This is a genomic window from Streptomyces sp. NPDC000594, assembly GCF_040299965.1.
GTDB lineage: Bacteria > Actinomycetota > Actinomycetes > Streptomycetales > Streptomycetaceae > Streptomyces.
The window spans coordinates 1-15,637 of the sequence record NZ_JBEPCY010000050.1; the positions used below are offsets into that span (position 1 = coordinate 1).

The window sequence follows — 15,637 nt, forward strand, 5'->3', positions numbered from 1 at the left end:
CCCGGCAGATACCGTGCTCGCAGCAGACCTCCACGGGAAAGGGCCGACCGGATGCAGGTAAAGGAAAACTTCATGATCACGTGACAACGCCGCAGGTCACGAAGTATCCGCCCCGCCCGCGCAGGGGTAGTCCGACGCCGACCGGATGGACGCCATGGCCGAGGTCATCCGCCCCGCCCGCGCAGGGGTAGTCCCGGGAGCCAGTCACCTGCGGTCACTGCGGGCCGATCCGCCCCGCCCGCGCAGGGGTAGTCCGAAGGTGGACGATGTCCGCCGCTCGGCCAAGGAATCCGCCCCGCCCGCGCAGGGGTAGTCCCTCAAGACGGGCGCGCTGCGCTGGCTGGCGGCCATCCGCCCCGCCCGCGCAGGGGTAGCTCCACCACCCCGTACACAGCGGGGGCCCGGAACGCATCCGCCCCGCCCGCGCAGGGTCGTTCGAACGGCAAGACCACGCTGGGCGGCGGTATTGCGTCTCCTGTTGTCCATCAAAACGCGGAACCTGCAACGGCGTCCGCTGTGACGGCGCGGCGGTCCTGGAGGTGCTTGAGTTCGGCGAATCGGCCGCCTGCGGCGAGGAGCTGGCCGTAGGTGCCGGTTTCGGTGATTTGCCCGTTATGGAGGACGATGACGCGGTCGGCGACGGCGGCGTTGGCGAGGCGGTGGGTGATGAACAGGGTGGCCGCGCGGCCGTGGGCGAGGGTACGCAGGCGGGTGAAGAGCTGGTGTTCGGCGCGGGCGTCGAGGGCGGAGGTGGGTTCGTCCATGACGACGACGGGCGCGTCCTTGTGGAAGCCGCGGGCGACGGCGAGGCGCTGCCACTGGCCGCCGGAGAGGTCGTGGCCGCCCCACCAGGAGCGGGCGAGGGATGTGTCGAGGCCGTCGGGGAGCTGAGCGAGGACGGTGTCGGCGCCGGCGTTGCGGGCGGCTTCGTGGACGGCCGGGTCACCGTGGGGGTGGGGCTGGCCGAGGGTGATGTTCTGGCGGGCGGTGAGGGACCAGCGGGTGTAGTCCTGGGGGACGAGGGCGATGGTCTGCCACAGGCTGTTGGGGTCGAGATCGGTGGTGGGGTGTCCGTCCCAGGTGACGGTGCCGTGGGTGGGGAGGATCAGGCCGGTAAGAAGGCGGGCGAGGGTGGATTTGCCGGAACCGTTCTCGCCGACGAGGGCGATGACCTCGCCGCGCCGGATGGTCAGATCGACCGTGTCGACGGCGGGGGTGGTGGCGCGGGGGTAGGTGAAGGTGAGGCCGCGGGCTTCGATCACGTCCGGGCCGTGCGGTGGGGCGGGGAGTGTGCCGCGGTTCATGGCCCAGGCGGGGGCTGTGTCGACGAAGGCGGCCCAGTCGCTGACGTAGAGGCCGGTGGTGAACAGGGACGCCGACGCCCGGACGCTGCCGGTGAGGGCGCTGTTCGCGGTGCGGACGGCCAGGACGGTGGTCGCGGCGGCGGCCACGCTCATGTGCCCGTTCAGCATCAGGAACACAATGCACCCCCAGACGGCGGCCGTGGCGACGGCGGCGAGGAGGTCGCCGGTGCCCTGGGCGAGCGCACCGCGCCGCGCGCCGGTGTACTGCTCGGCCTCCAGGCGGCGGGAAGTCGCCCGGTACTGGTCGAGGAGGAAGGTGTCCATGGTGTAGGCGCGGACTTCCGGGGCGGTGGAGCCGTCGGTGGCGTACTGGGCCAGGACTCCGCGGAGCCGGCTGTCGGCGAGATTGCGGTGGGCGGTGGCGTGCTGGATCTGCGCCGCTTTCACCGCCCCCCACACCCGGGGGACGACGGCCAGGAGCATCACGGGCAGCAGCATGGCGTTCAGGGCGGCGACCACGGTGGTGGCGGCGGCGAGCTGCGCGGCCGCGGAGATGAAGCCCTGCGCGCCGTGGACGAGTTCGCCGCTCTTCTTGGCGCCCTCGGTCGCGGCGAACCTCGTCTTGTCGAATGCGGGGTCGTGGTAGGCGCCGAGTTCGGCGCGGGTGGAGGCGGTGATGACGGCGAGGTCGGCCTCGCGGTGGACCTGGGGGGCGAGGCGGGTGGCGGCGAGGCGGGTGCCGGCGTCCGCGAGGTAGGCGAGGCCGGTCGCGGCGGTGACGACGATCAGCGCCGGGGCCGCGTCCTGAAGACGCCCTGCTGCGCTGCCCGGGGCGAGGAGGTGGGCGAGGAGGTCGGCGGTCGCCCGCAGCGCGGCCGCGGTGAGCACCGCACAGGCGAGGGTTCCGGCCAGCAGGAACAGGACACAGCGCCGGTCGGCGTACCAGCCCAGGCGCCAGGCCCGGGCGAGCGCACCCGGCAACCGGGCCGCAATCGCCCGGGCGGTCACCGTGGCTTTGCGGGTCTCGTGTGTGTCTTCCTTCAGCCGCATCACCGGCGGCGCGCCCGCCCCGGCGGCCGGGGCGGTGGGGGTGGGCGCGGCTGGGGTCTGGGCGGGGAGGGGAGTCGTGGGATTCACGGCTCCATCGAAGGATCCCCGCCGAAGGGCGATCAAATCAATTCCCTTGCCCGGCTGCTGCGTTGTGGCTGCTCTCGGGGCCTGTGGGGTCACCTCGCCGAGCGGGTGATTCCACTCGTTCGGGTGAACTTCCAGTAGGGGTTCAGGTGCGGTGGACGGCGGTCCACGGGTGGTCGCCGCCGTTGTCCTCCTCGGTGCCGACCGGTGTTCCGTCGAGGGTCTCGGCCCAGGAGTGGAAGCCGGACGGGAGCGCGCGGGCTCCGTGGACGAGGCGGCAGCGACGGCCGGTCAGAGCGGTGGCCAGCACGGTGGCCGCCGCCCGGTCCTTGCAGTCGATCTGCCCCCGCCACCACCCCAGCCGGCAGGCCGTAACCGCGCGGTGCACGGCCTTGACGCGCGCCGCACCGGCGGGCGGGAGGGGCCGGGCGGTACGGGCCAGCGCGATGCGGGCCCTGATTCGCCAGCCTGGCGGAAGCACCCGGACGGCGACCACCAGGGTCAGGGCCAGGGCGGCGGTCAGCCGCAGCGGCCACCGCGACCGCTCGGGCACGACGAGCACCCGCGTCACCGCCGCCACCCCCACCACGAAGCACGGCGCCCCGGCTTCTTGCGGACGCTGGCGGTGAGAAGACCCGCGGACCGTATCTGGTCGAGCCCGGCGCCGACGGCCGCGCGCGTCGCCGCCGGGTCGCCGCCGGGGCCGGTCAGCTCCTCGGCCAAGACGTCCAGGTCCTCTCCCTCGACCGCGGCGTCCCAGATCCGGGCCATCGCACCGTCGAGGATCCACCAGGTGTCGGTCCGCAGGCTCAGAACGGCCGTCGCCCCCGGTATCCGGGCCCAGTGCACCCCGCGGTCCGGGGTCAGCACGCGACCACCGCCCCACGCCCGGCACCCTCGTGGTCCTCGCGGGCGGCGAGCCAGTGACACGCCATCACCAGCCGCTGCACACTGAACAACGCGAGCGATCCGTGCCCGCCGAGACCGGCGAGCGCCGCCACGGCCCGGGAGGCGTCCACCAGACCGCCCGTGACAAACGGGCTGGCGGTGATCAGGTCGGCGAGCTCCCGCTCCCGCCGCCGCGCACCGGCGATGAGCTGCCGGGAGAACGAGCCCTTCGACGTTGCCCGCCAGCCACACCGGTATCTCCGGGATCGCGGCGGCCAGCAGCGGCTTGAAGGTGGTGACGCTGCGCCGCTGAAGGGGGTCGATGGCGAACGCCGCCCGTGCGACCCGGTCGTCCAGGTAAGGGTGTGCGGGGCGGATGCCCCAGCTCGCGGCCAGTGGAAGGGTGTCCCGGCAGTCGGCGCCGATCATCCGCAGCGCGTCCCACTGCGCCGCGACATCCGCCCGCTCCTCCACCAGGCCCGAGGCGGCCTCCTCCACCAGTGCTGCCACCCGGTCCCGGCCCTCGCCGGTGAGCCAACCGGTGAACGGAGCTACGCGGCACCACTGCCACCACGGCGCCGGCACCGGGAACGAACCCGGCACGGACCGGCGGATGGCCGTCGCGGTCTCCCGCAGGGAACCGGCGTGCCCCAGATCCGCCGCCCGCACCACCGCCCGCCATGCCTGCTGCGGCGAGCGGTTACGCCCCCGGGCCCACATGGTCACCTCCCGCCGCGCCTCCCGCCGCCGCCCCGACTGCACCAAGGCGGTGAACCCCGCGCTGCACGAATCCAGCACCACATCACCCCCATGCCCGGATAAATGCACCGGCCACCCCGCGACCGGCCCCAGATACAGCCGCTGCTGGCCCATCACCAGACTCATCGCCGCCGGCCGCTCCGTCACCGGCTGCCCCGCCGACCAGGTGAACGGCAGCTCGTCCGCCGCGCCCTCACCGACCTGGAGCGGCACCCCGACATACGCCGCCACGCGTCGCGCGTACTCCAGGTCCTCGGCGCTGCAGTACGGATCGTGATACGTGACGGCGCAGATCTCCCCGTGTCCGGCGGCCAGGATCGCCACCGCCGAGGAGTCCAGCCCACCGGAGATGTCCACGCCCGCCCGGCCGCCCGCCATGCTCATCCGGGCACGGACTGCGTCCCGCAGTGCCTCGCCGAACGCCGGCGCCCCCTCGGCCAGGGACAGATGCGCCTGCGGGCCGCGCACATCCACCAGCTCCAGCCGCCCCGGGGCCAGGAACAACCCGTATCCGCCGGGCACGGCCCGGATGCCCTCATACAGAGTCCGCCCGGGCCAGTGCTCCGGCCCCACCGCCATCTGCGCCGCCACCATCGAGAGGTCGACAGCGGCGCCGACCTCACCGGCGAGCCTCCCGATACTCGTGGACCACACGACCCCGGACCCCGTCGGGGCGTAGAAGACCGGGTGCGCTCCGGACAGGTCCCCGCACACGAACAACTCCTCGCCTCGGTGCGCGAGCACCCAGCCGCCCCCGGCCTCGCCTGCGAGAGCGGCCAACTCAGCCCACCGGCCGTTGCCGGCCGTGTCCAGCAACGCCTCGCGGAGCGTGCCGATGGTCCCGGGATCAGCGGTCACGGCCACCCGGACCCGGTCCCCCGCCAGGAGGGCGATCCGCCCTCGCTGCCCGATACGGACACCGGGCACGCCGTCCAGGCGGTTGCCCGTACCCCGCCCGGCATCCGGCGGCCTCCCGCCCATGAGCCACCCCTCCTGCACGAGCCCCACCCCTGTTCTCTTCGCTGCGGAGACGGACCCGGGCGGGCCGGTGGTTCACCGGCCCGCCCGGACAAGGACGCGCTGTGTCAGTTGGAGCTCTCGAAGTAGTTGGTCCCGCCGGTGTCGGCATCGTTGAAGTTCTGCTGCCCCAGCGTGGACTCCTCAGCGCTGACGCCGGGCCGGAAGGCCGAAGACGGGGACCGGGGAGGTGATCGTCACCCCCGGCTCGGCCAGCTGTACGGAAGAACTGATGGACGTGGACATGGCACTTCCTCCAAAAGGGAGATCTCATCCGGATCGTGGAGCGCAGCCTGCTCGTGCTCCGGCATCCGGCCGGTGCGCGGGCTGCGGCGTGCCCTCACTGTCCCGGAAGTGCCCGATCCCCGTGAAGGGGAGCGCTGTTGCTCCGCGTTGCCTCCTGTTGCCTCGTGTTGCTTCCCCGAGGCGGGGTCTTCCCCACCGGCCCCGCACGCGGTAGGAGGAAAGGGTCCGGAGGGAATCCGGCTCCCGGGAGGCTATGTGTCCGTGCTCACCATCGACCACCTGCATCCGCTCACCGCGCTGATCGCCCGTGACGGCACGACCGCCGGTGCCTGGCTCCACCGGGTCGCCGACCGGCACCGCGCCCTCGACTTCGGGGCCATGGCCTGCCGCCGGGAGAAGGTCACCCGCTGGACCCGCGACGGCGTCACCCCCGACCGCACCGCCCTGCTGGCCATCGCCAGTCTCCACGGCATTCCCGAGGCCGACGTCCACCGCTGCGGATGGCCGGACTTCCTCCACCTCGCCCTCGACGACGACCGGCCCTACCTGGAATCACCGTGGACCGCGGAGGGTACGGTCACCCTACTGACGGAAGTGGGAGGCCCTGTGGACCGTCGCGGCGTTCTGATCGCCACGTCCAGCACCCTGGCCGCAGCCGTAGCCCAGTGGAGCACCGCCGAACCGGCCCTCGCCACCACAGGCCGCAACCGACGCGTCGGACACCAGTCCGCCGATCTCTTCGAGACTCGCCTCGACGCCCTGCGCCGCCTCGACGACGAACTCGGCGCCCACCACGTCCACGACGCCGCCCTCGTCGAGCTCCGCCTCATCACCGGCCTCCTGAAAAATGCCTCCTACACCGGGGAAACCGGCTGCCGCCTCTTATCCGCCGCAGCGGAAGCCGCCCGCATCGCCGGATGGTGCGCCTACGACACCGGCCACCACCGCGCCGCCGAACGTCACTTCCTCACCTCTCTCAGAGCCGCGGCCTCGGCGGGCGATACCACCCGCGGGGCCGTCACCCTCGCCTTCTGGGCCAACCTCCGCTACAGCAACGGTGACCCCACCGGAGCCCTCCATCTCATCGACGGCGCCCTCTCCCATCGCCGCACCATCACCTCACCCCGCGCGCTGGCCATGCTCCACGCCCGCGCCGCCCGAGCCCACTCCACGGCCGGAGACCACCGCGCCGCCTGGCGGCGGATCGACGCCGCCTTCGCCGCCTACACCCACGCCGACACCCCCGAAGCCGACCTCCCCTCCCTCTACTGGATCACAGCGGGCGAGCTCCACCAGGTCGCTGCCAGCACCGCCCTCGCCCTCCACACACCGAAGAAAGCACTCGCGCACTTCGACGCGGCCGTCACCCACCACGACCCCTACGACCCCGAGCGCGAGCTCCGCGGAACCGTGATCTACCAGGCCCGCCACACCGCGGCCCACATCGCCATCGGCGACATCGACGCCGCCCTCGACACCGGCCACCGGATCCTCGCCGCCATCGACGGCATCGACTCCCCCCGCAGCACCGCCGCCCTCCACCAGGTACGCGACCACCTCACACCGCACCGGCACATACCCGCCGTCAACGACTTCCTCGGTCAATCGAGCCGGCCACCCGCCCCACCGCAGTAGAGCCACACACGGCGCAGACACGCTCCCGGGAGCCTCACCGTCCACCGGCCCGACCCTACTCAGGACGTGGTCGGCCGCCTGCCCCGGGCAACGACGGGAGAGGGCCCCCAGAAAGGTCCGTCCCGCCCGCACAGGGCAGGGCCGGCGGGTGTGCCACCGATGAGCTGGTTCGAAGTGTTTTGAGCGCGGTGGCCTCTGGCCCGGGGTCGACCCCGGGCCAAGGCTCGACCACCGACGCCCTGGTCCACCCGCCAAGGCTGTGGTCGTCCTGGTCGAGGCGCCGAAGCCAGCAGGGTCCGTCGAATGCGGCTGCCAGGCCGACTGATAGCGAGGCCGGCCCGGCCGCCCGGTACAAGGCGCTGACACCAGATGCTCCGGTTCCGACGAACCGACCCCGCTGGCACAGCTCCGACAGATACCGTGCGCTCAGCAGAACCTCCACGGTGAAGGTTCGCCTAGATGCAGGTAAACGAAAACGGCATGATCACGTAACAACGCCGCAGCTCACGAAGTGTCTGCCCCGCCCGCGCAGGGGTCGCTCTCCCGCACTGTGGCCCCGCGCGGGGGCGCACGGACGACAGTGCTCTGTTCGTCGGTGCGTGGAGTCTCTACGCTGATGGGCAGAGGCGGGAACTGCCTGTGTGGGATCGGGAGTTGGCCGTTTCGGCGGTGCGGATCATGACAGCGCCTGTGGGGATGGCGGCCGGCCAGAGGGCGTTCGTACAGGAGTTGGTATGGGGGCGGCTGGGCCGGACCGCCCTGGGCGCCGCCGCGTTGACCCGGCTCCAGGAGGAGCCCTCGGAAGGCTCGGCGGGGATCGTCGTCTCCGTACTGGCCGACGAGCTCCGGGCCGATCCGGACTTCGCCGGGCTGCTGACCCGGCCCGCCCGGACACACCCGCCCGCGGCCGAGGTACGGAGGGTTTGGCTCCTGGGGGTCCTCGCGCCGGTCCTGCTGTATGTCGCCAACGCCGCCGTACCGTAAAACTGGCCGAGCGCGCTGTACCTCGTCCTCCTGCTCGCGTCCTTGGCCCTGACCACTTACGGAACCTGGCGCGGAGCCTCCCTGCTCCGGCGTCGCACGGACAGCGGCATGCTCAGGGCCGGGACACTGCTGTCCGCACTGATCCTCCTCAGGATCCTTCTCGTACTGGTGCTCGGCTGACACTCGCTGGATACCGGCCCGGGACCCGGCGACCCTGTCCTCGGCGGCCGGACCTCGCCCCACCGCCGGCCTGACAAGCCAGTTGACTGCAGGGGCCTACCCGTCCAATCGGTCGCGGAGGACCTGGAGCCCAGTGGCCCCATCCGCCCCACCCGCGCAGGGGTCGTCCGCTCTGACCCTTCCACCACTCGAAATGGCGCCCACCCGCCCCGCCTGCGCAGGGGCCTGGCGGGGAGCGCCGGTGGGTGCGCCACCAATGCACTGGTTCGAAGTGCTTCGAGCGCGGTGGCCTCTGGCCCGGGGTCGTCCCCGGGGCCAGGTCTCGACCACCGACGCCGGCGAAGTTGTCGGTACGCCCGCCCGGACACTTTATTGTCGGCGGCGGTTGAGCACTCCGATGAGAGCGGCAAGGTCGCCGGCGCCGGCCGGGTCATCCGCGTAGCGGGTGGTCTGGAGGGGACCGACCTCAGGAAGGACGATGCCCTCCCGGGTCAGAACATGGACCAAGGTCAAAAGCGCGGCGCGGGCATTGCCATCAGTGAAGGGGTGGAAGAACGCCACATCGAGGTAGGCGCGGGCCGCGCGGGCCGCCGGCGGGATGTCCGGGTCGTTTGTCTCGCGCAGGCAGGAATCAAAATCGGCTTGGGTGCGCGGAGTCAGGCCGTAGCGCTCGCGGCCGGCCTTCGCATAGGCGTCGCTCACGCGGAACGGTGCCTCTGGTGCACCAAGGACTTCGCGCTGCCAACCGGCCAGCAGGGCGAAGTCCAGCGGGGCGCGGCGTGCGGCATCTTCTCGGGCCAAGGCGTATGCGGCGAGCAGACGCTCGGCGCGAACCGGGTCGCGCCGACGCACCGGCCCCTCGCACCAGGACCGGAACCCATCACGGTCGGGCGGGACCCGCTGTAGGGCCGGTGCACATTGCCAGTCGACCTCGCGGCGCACGCGCAGCCAGATTGAAAGGCTGTCAGTAGCGGTCATGGAGTTCCTCCAGTGCCGCCCTCTCACGATGGTCCTGGTACGGGGTGTGGCCGGTAAGGCCGACGGCGAGGTCCTCGCCGACGGATTCGATCAGCGTCCGCTCCGGGTAGACCCAGCTCTTGAACCGGCCACCGATCGCCTTCTCCACTGCTTGCGCGGCTTGGGCCCGGTCCATGCCAGTGCTGGTGAGGAACCAGCCCAGGACGATCGAGGTCTGGCCGCGCCAGGCATTGTCCGCGCCCGAGTCCAGCGCGTGGGTCACGAGCCGGGCGCAGGCCCGTTCCAGGTGCCAGCTGCGATCCTCGGGTGAGGCGTCCGGCGGCGGCGCCAGCTCGGCGAAGCGCTGGGCCGTCCGCTCCAGCCACTCCCGCCACTCCCGCAGCGCGGCTACGACGCGTGCTGCGGTCTCGTCGGGAGTCGTCACCGAGCCCGGCCCGCTGACCCAGTTGCCGATGGGCCCGCCGTCGCGATAGCACCAGCTCCATCCCCACGCCCAGGTGCCGTATCGCTCCCGAAGAACCGCGTCTACCTGGCTCTCACACCAACGTTCGCCCTGCCACCAGCCGGCCATGCCGGAGAGCACGGGCGGCACCCACGCGCGGACCAGCGAGCGGAGACGAGCGTCTTCGGTCTCATCCCAGGCGAACGGGTGACGAGCCGGGTCGAATTCGTCCCAGTTCCGAATGTCCTCGTAGGTGACGTGAGGCACGCGGTTGTCGGGGAAGGGCAGGGTGTCACGGTTGTACGTCAGGGCTGGCCACTCTTCCTGTTCGATGTGATCGGCCTACGAGTCTCGGCTCGTAGCCCCTGCCATCGCGAATGGTTTTCGGACCCCACCCCGTACGGCCATCCGTACAGAACCTGTAGCCCGCTCTCATCGTCGCCGACCGATGGTTCGCGCAGGGGCCGGAGCCCGGCCCCGGCCGGGCGGAAGAACGCGTACCGGCCGAGGAAGTTAATGTGGTCGAACTGCGGTGGTGAGAGGTGGGCGAGGAGGTCGTCGGTGACGGGGAAGCCGTCGGCAGCCAGATGCTTGGCCGCCCGGTCCAGGTAGAGGCTGTTCCACAGGACTACAGCGCTCAGGGCCAGGCCGCGCGGGGAGCCCCCCCCCCAGCCACCGCCACCATCTCGGTGTGCGCAGTCCTCCCCGACCAGGCCCCTCCCGGCGGTCGATCGAGTGGTTGCCACCGTCGCGCTCGCCGCCGCCCTGGGCCTGCTGCGCTGCACTCCCGTCCGCGTTCCTCTCACCGCGGGCCGCTTCCTCGCTCGCCTCCCGTACGGACGGCTGGCCACCCCGGCCCGGGCCAACGTGCTGTTCGCCGTCCGCTGGGCGGCCCGTGCCTTGCCGGCCCACGCGGCCTGTCCGGAGGAGTCCGTCGCCCGCTACTGACTGGTGTGCTGCGCGGCCACCGTGTCGCGTGGGCGATCGGCGCCCGGCCCGCGCCCGCCGGCGCTCACGCCTGGAACGAGACCACGGACACTGTGATCGGGCAGAGCCCCGAGGACCGGCTCTGGAACCACCCCCCGCCCTGGGCATCTCAAGGAGCCGCTCGAACTTCTCGCCGAACCCGTAGGCCGTGCACACCGCCGGCCAGACCTGGCGGCACGGGATGCTCTGCCCGGACTACCAGTTCCCGCCTGTGGAGACCAAGGTGCTCGTCACCCGGGCGACATCCGCCGTGCCGAGCCCGGACACTGGACGGCGCACCACCATCTCCCGCACCAGGAACGGAGCGTAGACAGCCCACCGAAGGATTTCGCGCAACGTTCAGATGCTCCTCACCGTGGCTGAGCCCGGTGACCGTGTAGGGCGCCAGCCGGGCGACGCGTCCGGGTCGGGGCCCGACCTCGCGTACACGCCGAGACGGCCGTCCGGCGCTCGTACATCGCACCCGTGGTGATTACCGCCGGGAACGTCCACCGGCCGTGACGATGGAGGCTCAGTATCGCGCTGATCGAGCGAGCGCGGGCACTGGGAGGCGCAGATCTCACACCAGATCCCTGGGGAGTGCGATGGCTGGGCACAGCGGCCGTCCGGTGTACTCGTTCGGCTCATGTAACGGTGCCGCTGGCGAGACTGCGCGTGCGGATCGGGGCAGTGTGGGCGGTGGAGTCCGCCCGGGAGCCCTTCGCACGTCGACCGGGCGGACCACCCCAGCAGCGACGGCCTGGATTTCGACGGTGGCACCGTAGTGCGGGCTCCGCACGTCGGCGACTGCGCGGGCGGGCCGGGGTGTGAGCCGAGCCATGGGCATGGCTCGAGTAGAACTCGGGCCACTGGGTGATGTTGGTGACGTATATGGTCACCGAGATCAAGTGGTCGCCAATCCGTGCCGATTGCGGCCAAGCAGTTGTCGAGTTGTGCAGGACCATCCGCACCTGGGTGTCGAACGGCTCCGTCGCTGCGGGGGTGCCGTCTCCGTGGCAGCGGGAGCTGACCGGATACGTGGGCGACGCCGTTGTGGACCGCGACGTGCGAGTGGTGGCCGAGCGGGGCGATCACGGCAGTGCTGTTGGCCAGACCCACTTGGACCAGCCGCGCCCACAGGCTGTGGTGGCGGTCCGGGGTGTACTTACCCGTGAGGCTATGGACGCGGCGGCCCCGGAGCGGTCGTATGACGGCGAGAGGCTCCCGGTATGGCACCGGGCGCCTCTCGCGGGTACTCAGGGGCGGGCGCCGGGTTTGTTGACGACGCCCCAGGCGGCGCGGGCGCTGACCATCTCTCCGTCGTCGCGGGTCTGCCCGAGGTAGGCGTAGCTCTCGGGGTCGAAGAGGATCTCTTGTTTGCCCTGCCAGCCCGAGGATGTCTTCTCGGCGTAGTGCACGCTCACGGCGATCGCCGCGCGGCCGAGCGGGTCCTTGACACCGGTCGTCACCCGAGTGCCGGGGATCTTCGCGAGAGCCCGGAACAGGCCTGCCTGGACGTTCGGCGGGATCAGCACCGACCGGTACAGGACATCGATCTCCCGCCAGTCGCGCTGTGCGCGCGACTCCCCGCTGATGGAGCCGATGGCGTGCTCCTCGCGGATGCGCTTCATCATGCGGTCGGGGTCGCTCGGCAGGGTGGCGAGGAAGCGGTAGAACTGCCGCTGGGAGCGGTCGTCGTACCCCTCCCGCTTCCACTTCTCCTCCTGGTTGGGGCCGTACCAGACCTGGAGCTCGTCCGGGTCGAAGTCCGAGATGTCACCGGCCCTGGGGATGCCGGGCAGACTGGCATGTCCGGTGCCGTCCCAGCGGGTCCACTCCTCGCTGCTCTGCGGCTTGCCCCGGACGAAGAAGGTGCTCTTCTCGTACACCCACTGCTTAGGGCCTGGTTCGGTGCTGTCGTGCTTCTCGACGGTCGCGGCGGCCAGTTCGAGAGTGTCGGCGGAGGCTCCCGCAGACAGCACCTGGGGGCGCTTCCCGGCGGAGGTGCGGGGGCTGTCCTCGGGCAGGATCGCGACGATCCCGGCGGTCACGGCGAGGGCCCCTGCGGCGGCGACGCCGACCAGGACCATGCGGCGCCGGGGAAGAGCTGCCCGTCCTCGGCGGGTCTCCTGCCGGAAGGCTGCGGTGAGCCGGGCCCGAGGCGCGGTGAGCCGGTCGGCGTCGGGAAGGGGGACGCCGGCGCGCAGGTCGCGGATTTCGGAGAGCTCGTTCATGCGGGGTCACCTTCGTGTATGCGAGCTTCGATGAGGGGGCCGCCGGCCGCGCCGGTTGCGGTGCGCAGCTTGCGGCGGGCGCGGTTGAGGCGGGAGCGGACGGTGCCGACGGGAATGTCGAGGGCTTCGGCGATCTCCTGGTAGCTGAGGTCGGCCCAGGCGAAGAGCAGCAGGACGTGCCGGTCACCCGTGGAGAGGCGGGCCAGTGCCCCGGCCAGTGGGCGGGCGGCGGCCTCGGCGGCCAGGCGGTCGTCGGCGGAATCGGTCCAGGTGTCGGCGACCGGGTCGTGGCCGGTGCGGGCGAGCAGCTTCAGTGCCCTGACCTCCTCCCGGCGCTGTCGGCCGATCTGCTTGGCGGCGATGCCGTACAGCCAGGGCCGCGCGCCGGCGCGGGCCGGGTCGAACCGGGCCCGTATCCGAAAGGCCGTCAAAAACGTTTCGGCGGTGACGTCGTCGGCTGCGTCCCGGCCCAGTCGTCGGGCGACGTACTGGTGGATCGCCGGGGCGTGACGCTCGAAGAGCGCCGCGAAACACTCGGGTTCGGCGAGTGAGGCCGCGATGAGATCGGCGTCGCCGCCGGCCGAGTCGGTCATGGACTGTCCGTCCGTCGGTGGGGTCGGTGAGTGTCGGGATGGCGGGTGTTCACACCTGTACTTGCCGATCCGCGGCAAACGGGTTCACGCCTGGCTTCGTGGATGGAGACGGGCTGTGGCCCACTTCGTGTAACGGTGTCGCGCACCGTGCCCAAGGTGTCCGAGATCATGTCCCCTCTGGCGCCGCCGGCGACGACGTTGTATGACGAGCTCCAGTTCGCGGCGAGCTTCGCCCGCGCCCTGAAGCCGTCGGTGCCGCTCCCGTCGTACCGCCACAGGATTCGCCCTGAGTCAAAAGAATCACCAGCCGCACGGGACCCGTTCCGGCCGGGCACCGTACGCTGCTGGTCAGCCGTACTCGTCAACTTCCCACACGATTGACTCGTCGAGGGGCCGGGCCGCAGGCCCCTGTGATGACCCGTCTGTGCCTGCGCAGGGCCCGCCCACGGGGACAGCCAGCTACGGACATCCCGTAGCTGGTTGTTCTCCCCGCGCGGGCTGGTTCGCTCAGGAGCGTCGTGGTGGGGCCGAACCCGTCGAGGAGTCGACGGCATGGCCGGCCACGATGTCCTCCGGAAAGCCGCTCGCCTCTCGGGCCAGGACCGGCCGTCGGGGAACGTCCCACTCTGAGGGAAGCGCGCAGGGGATGCAGCCCCGGCAGGGCTCGGTCGGGCCGGGATCCTTGGACAACGGTGACCTCCCAGCCCTGGGGGTCGTTCCTGGGGTCCGGGGCTCGATCTTCGGCGCCCTGGTCCGCCCCACCGAGGGCGTGCCCGACCTGGCCGTGGGTGTTGAAGGTCTCGAGGTCATCATTCCCGGCTGTGTCGGAGCAGCTCACCGGCACCGCCGTCGTGAGGGAGTCGTCGCTCCTGGCCTGGGGCCTGGTATGAAGCTCCGGCGCCACCTGTCCGGTTCGGTGAACCACCGGCGCCGAGCTGCCCCCGGCAGATACGGTGCGCTCAGCAGACGACCACGGGGAAGGACTCGTCCGGATGCAGGTAAACGAAAACAGCATGATCACGTGACAACGCCGCAGCTCACGAAGGATCCGCCCCGCCCGCGCAGGGGTCGTCCCCCGGCGCGGACTTTCTGGACCGGCCCGACGGCATCCGCCCCGCCCGCGCAGGGGTCGTCCGCGCGGGCCTGGGTCGAGCACAACGAGCGGGAGATCCGCCCCGCCCGCGCAGGGGTCGTCCCAGGAAACTGCCCGGGGGGGGGGGGAGCTGGGTCATCATCCGCCCCGCCCGCGCAGGGGTAGCTCGTGCTGGCCTCAGCTTGTTCTTTGTCTACGGACTCAGGTTGATGTCGTGAGAGCCAGGATGCCTGGGCGGTCGTTAATGGTTTGCTGTGTTGTTCGGCGATCGGAAGACTTCCGCTCATGCTTACGACTGCACGTGCCCTGGCGCTTGAGCACTTCCAGTGGATCGGTGGTCACGCGGATGTGTGGGCGATCTTTCGGGATGCCAGGGCACTGGCCACGGTAGTCGCCGGTCTTGTCGAACCGTTCAGGGATGAGCAGATCACAGCAGTCTGCGGGATCGAGTCGCGGGGGTTCCTTCTCGGCGGTGCCGCGGCCGTCGAGCTCGGCGTCGGTTTCGTTCCCATCCGGAAGGGCGAGGGTCTCTTCCCAGGCGACAAAGTGGTGCGTCAGTCGTCTCCCGACTACCGACGCCTTCGTCATACGCTGCGACTTCAGCGGTCCTCGCTGGGACCGGAAGACCGGGTTCTGCTGGTTGACGACTGGATCGAGACCGGAAGCCAGGCTGCGGCCGTCAAGAGCATGGTCGAGGAGTGCGGATCCACCTGGGTGGGCTGCAGCGTCATCGTTGATCAGCTCACCGGTGCGCCGAGGAACCCCCTCGGCGCCATTCGGGGGCTGTTGACTGCGCAAGAACTTCCTCCGTGCGAGTCCTGAGCTCAGCCTCCCAACTTCGAACCGATCTCGAACTTGAGGCAGTTTTGCGCAGTTCACCGGACCGGTGACGTTGATGTCGCCCCAGGCGGTGCCCGTCATGATGTTCGTCTGGTCGCCCTCCTCATTGATCCGGACGAGGCCGCCTCAGGACCGCCACCGTTCTGTGGCCGACGGCCACCCACCGAGCTCGGGGATTCCTGGCCTGGAAGGAGTCGCGTCCCTCAAGATCGTGGCCTCCGGGTTTGCGGGAGGCGCTCGGCCGGCAGGCTTTCCCGTTTGGCGTCGTCCCCGTCCGCCCGGTACGGCATTCCGGCATCAGCTGGTTCGGCTTCGGGTGAACCGGCGGCGCAGAGGCAGCCCCG

The 15,637-nt window shown here is 71.2% G+C and carries 14 protein-coding genes; 6 read left to right on the forward strand and 8 right to left on the reverse strand.

Annotation, left to right across the window (positions count from 1 at the left end):
• Positions 1-485 precede the first annotated feature (485 nt).
• From ABT354_RS35760 to ABT354_RS35770, 3 genes are all read right to left on the reverse strand, one after another.
• The gene (locus ABT354_RS35760) at positions 486-2,441 is read right to left on the reverse strand and encodes an ABC transporter ATP-binding protein (protein ID WP_351501755.1); all 1,956 of its coding nucleotides are present in this window, start codon (positions 2,439-2,441) and stop codon (positions 486-488) included.
• Between the two features lie 142 nt (positions 2,442-2,583).
• Positions 2,584-3,009, reverse strand: coding sequence for a lasso peptide biosynthesis B2 protein (locus ABT354_RS35765; protein ID WP_351501757.1), 426 nt, complete (start codon positions 3,007-3,009; stop codon positions 2,584-2,586).
• A complete protein-coding gene (locus ABT354_RS35770) occupies positions 3,006-5,066 on the reverse strand; it encodes an asparagine synthase-related protein (protein WP_351501759.1) in 2,061 nt (686 codons plus the stop codon). The genes ABT354_RS35765 and ABT354_RS35770 overlap by 4 nt, the downstream gene beginning before the upstream one ends.
• A 537-nt stretch (positions 5,067-5,603) precedes the next feature.
• Between ABT354_RS35770 and ABT354_RS35775 the strand changes: the two genes are divergently transcribed.
• From ABT354_RS35775 to ABT354_RS35785, 3 genes are all read left to right on the forward strand, one after another.
• Positions 5,604-6,983 (forward strand): NsdA family TPR-like regulatory protein, encoded by a 1,380-nt coding sequence (locus ABT354_RS35775; protein ID WP_351501760.1) that lies wholly within the window; start codon positions 5,604-5,606, stop codon positions 6,981-6,983.
• Between the two features lie 678 nt (positions 6,984-7,661).
• Entirely contained in the window at positions 7,662-7,967 is a 306-nt protein-coding gene (locus ABT354_RS35780) for a hypothetical protein (protein WP_351501762.1), read from the forward strand.
• 42 nt (positions 7,968-8,009) lie between these two features.
• Positions 8,010-8,147, forward strand: a complete 138-nt coding sequence (locus tag ABT354_RS35785) for a hypothetical protein (protein WP_351501764.1) — start codon at positions 8,010-8,012, stop codon at positions 8,145-8,147.
• Positions 8,148-8,516: 369 nt separating this feature from the next.
• Here the strand turns inward: ABT354_RS35785 and ABT354_RS35790 are convergent, their stop codons facing one another.
• From ABT354_RS35790 to ABT354_RS35800, 3 genes are all read right to left on the reverse strand, one after another.
• Complete coding sequence (locus ABT354_RS35790) at positions 8,517-9,125, reverse strand: Fic family protein (RefSeq protein WP_351501766.1); 609 nt, start codon at positions 9,123-9,125, stop codon at positions 8,517-8,519.
• Positions 9,112-9,708: a hypothetical protein gene (locus tag ABT354_RS35795; RefSeq protein ID WP_351501768.1), complete on the reverse strand. Its 597-nt coding sequence runs from the start codon at positions 9,706-9,708 to the stop codon at positions 9,112-9,114. The genes ABT354_RS35790 and ABT354_RS35795 overlap by 14 nt, the downstream gene beginning before the upstream one ends.
• Before the next feature lie 164 nt (positions 9,709-9,872).
• Positions 9,873-10,373, reverse strand: a complete 501-nt coding sequence (locus ABT354_RS35800) for a Tn3 family transposase (RefSeq protein WP_351501770.1) — start codon at positions 10,371-10,373, stop codon at positions 9,873-9,875.
• Here ABT354_RS35800 and ABT354_RS35805 point away from each other — a divergent pair.
• Both ABT354_RS35805 and ABT354_RS35810 read left to right on the forward strand, forming a co-directional pair.
• Positions 10,303-10,515: a hypothetical protein gene (locus tag ABT354_RS35805; protein ID WP_351501830.1), complete on the forward strand. Its 213-nt coding sequence runs from the start codon at positions 10,303-10,305 to the stop codon at positions 10,513-10,515. The genes ABT354_RS35800 and ABT354_RS35805 overlap by 71 nt on opposite strands.
• Before the next feature lie 187 nt (positions 10,516-10,702).
• A complete protein-coding gene (locus ABT354_RS35810; RefSeq protein ID WP_351501772.1) occupies positions 10,703-10,864 on the forward strand; it encodes a hypothetical protein in 162 nt (53 codons plus the stop codon).
• Between the two features lie 925 nt (positions 10,865-11,789).
• Here ABT354_RS35810 and ABT354_RS35815 read toward each other — a convergent pair.
• Together ABT354_RS35815 and ABT354_RS35820 are read right to left on the reverse strand one after the other, a co-directional pair.
• Positions 11,790-12,767, reverse strand: a complete 978-nt coding sequence (locus ABT354_RS35815; protein WP_351501774.1) for a CU044_5270 family protein — start codon at positions 12,765-12,767, stop codon at positions 11,790-11,792.
• Positions 12,764-13,360: an RNA polymerase sigma factor gene (locus ABT354_RS35820; RefSeq protein WP_351501777.1), complete on the reverse strand. Its 597-nt coding sequence runs from the start codon at positions 13,358-13,360 to the stop codon at positions 12,764-12,766. Before ABT354_RS35820 ends, ABT354_RS35815 begins: the two co-directional genes overlap by 4 nt.
• Positions 13,361-14,738: 1,378 nt before the next feature.
• On the opposite strand from ABT354_RS35820, the gene ABT354_RS35825 reads away from it, so the two are divergent.
• Complete coding sequence (locus ABT354_RS35825; RefSeq protein ID WP_351501779.1) at positions 14,739-15,275, forward strand: phosphoribosyltransferase family protein; 537 nt, start codon at positions 14,739-14,741, stop codon at positions 15,273-15,275.
• Positions 15,276-15,637 lie beyond the last annotated feature (362 nt).

Coding starts and splice junctions, on each gene's coding strand:
- ABT354_RS35825 (WP_351501779.1), top strand. CDS start 14,739: ATGCTTACGACTGCACGTGCCCTGGCGCTTGAGCACTTCCAGTGGATC.
- ABT354_RS35790 (WP_351501766.1), bottom strand. CDS start 9,125: ATGACCGCTACTGACAGCCTTTCAATCTGGCTGCGCGTGCGCCGCGAG.
- ABT354_RS35815 (WP_351501774.1), bottom strand. CDS start 12,767: ATGAACGAGCTCTCCGAAATCCGCGACCTGCGCGCCGGCGTCCCCCTT.
- ABT354_RS35780 (WP_351501762.1), top strand. CDS start 7,662: ATGACAGCGCCTGTGGGGATGGCGGCCGGCCAGAGGGCGTTCGTACAG.
- ABT354_RS35820 (WP_351501777.1), bottom strand. CDS start 13,360: ATGACCGACTCGGCCGGCGGCGACGCCGATCTCATCGCGGCCTCACTC.
- ABT354_RS35770 (WP_351501759.1), bottom strand. CDS start 5,066: ATGGGCGGGAGGCCGCCGGATGCCGGGCGGGGTACGGGCAACCGCCTG.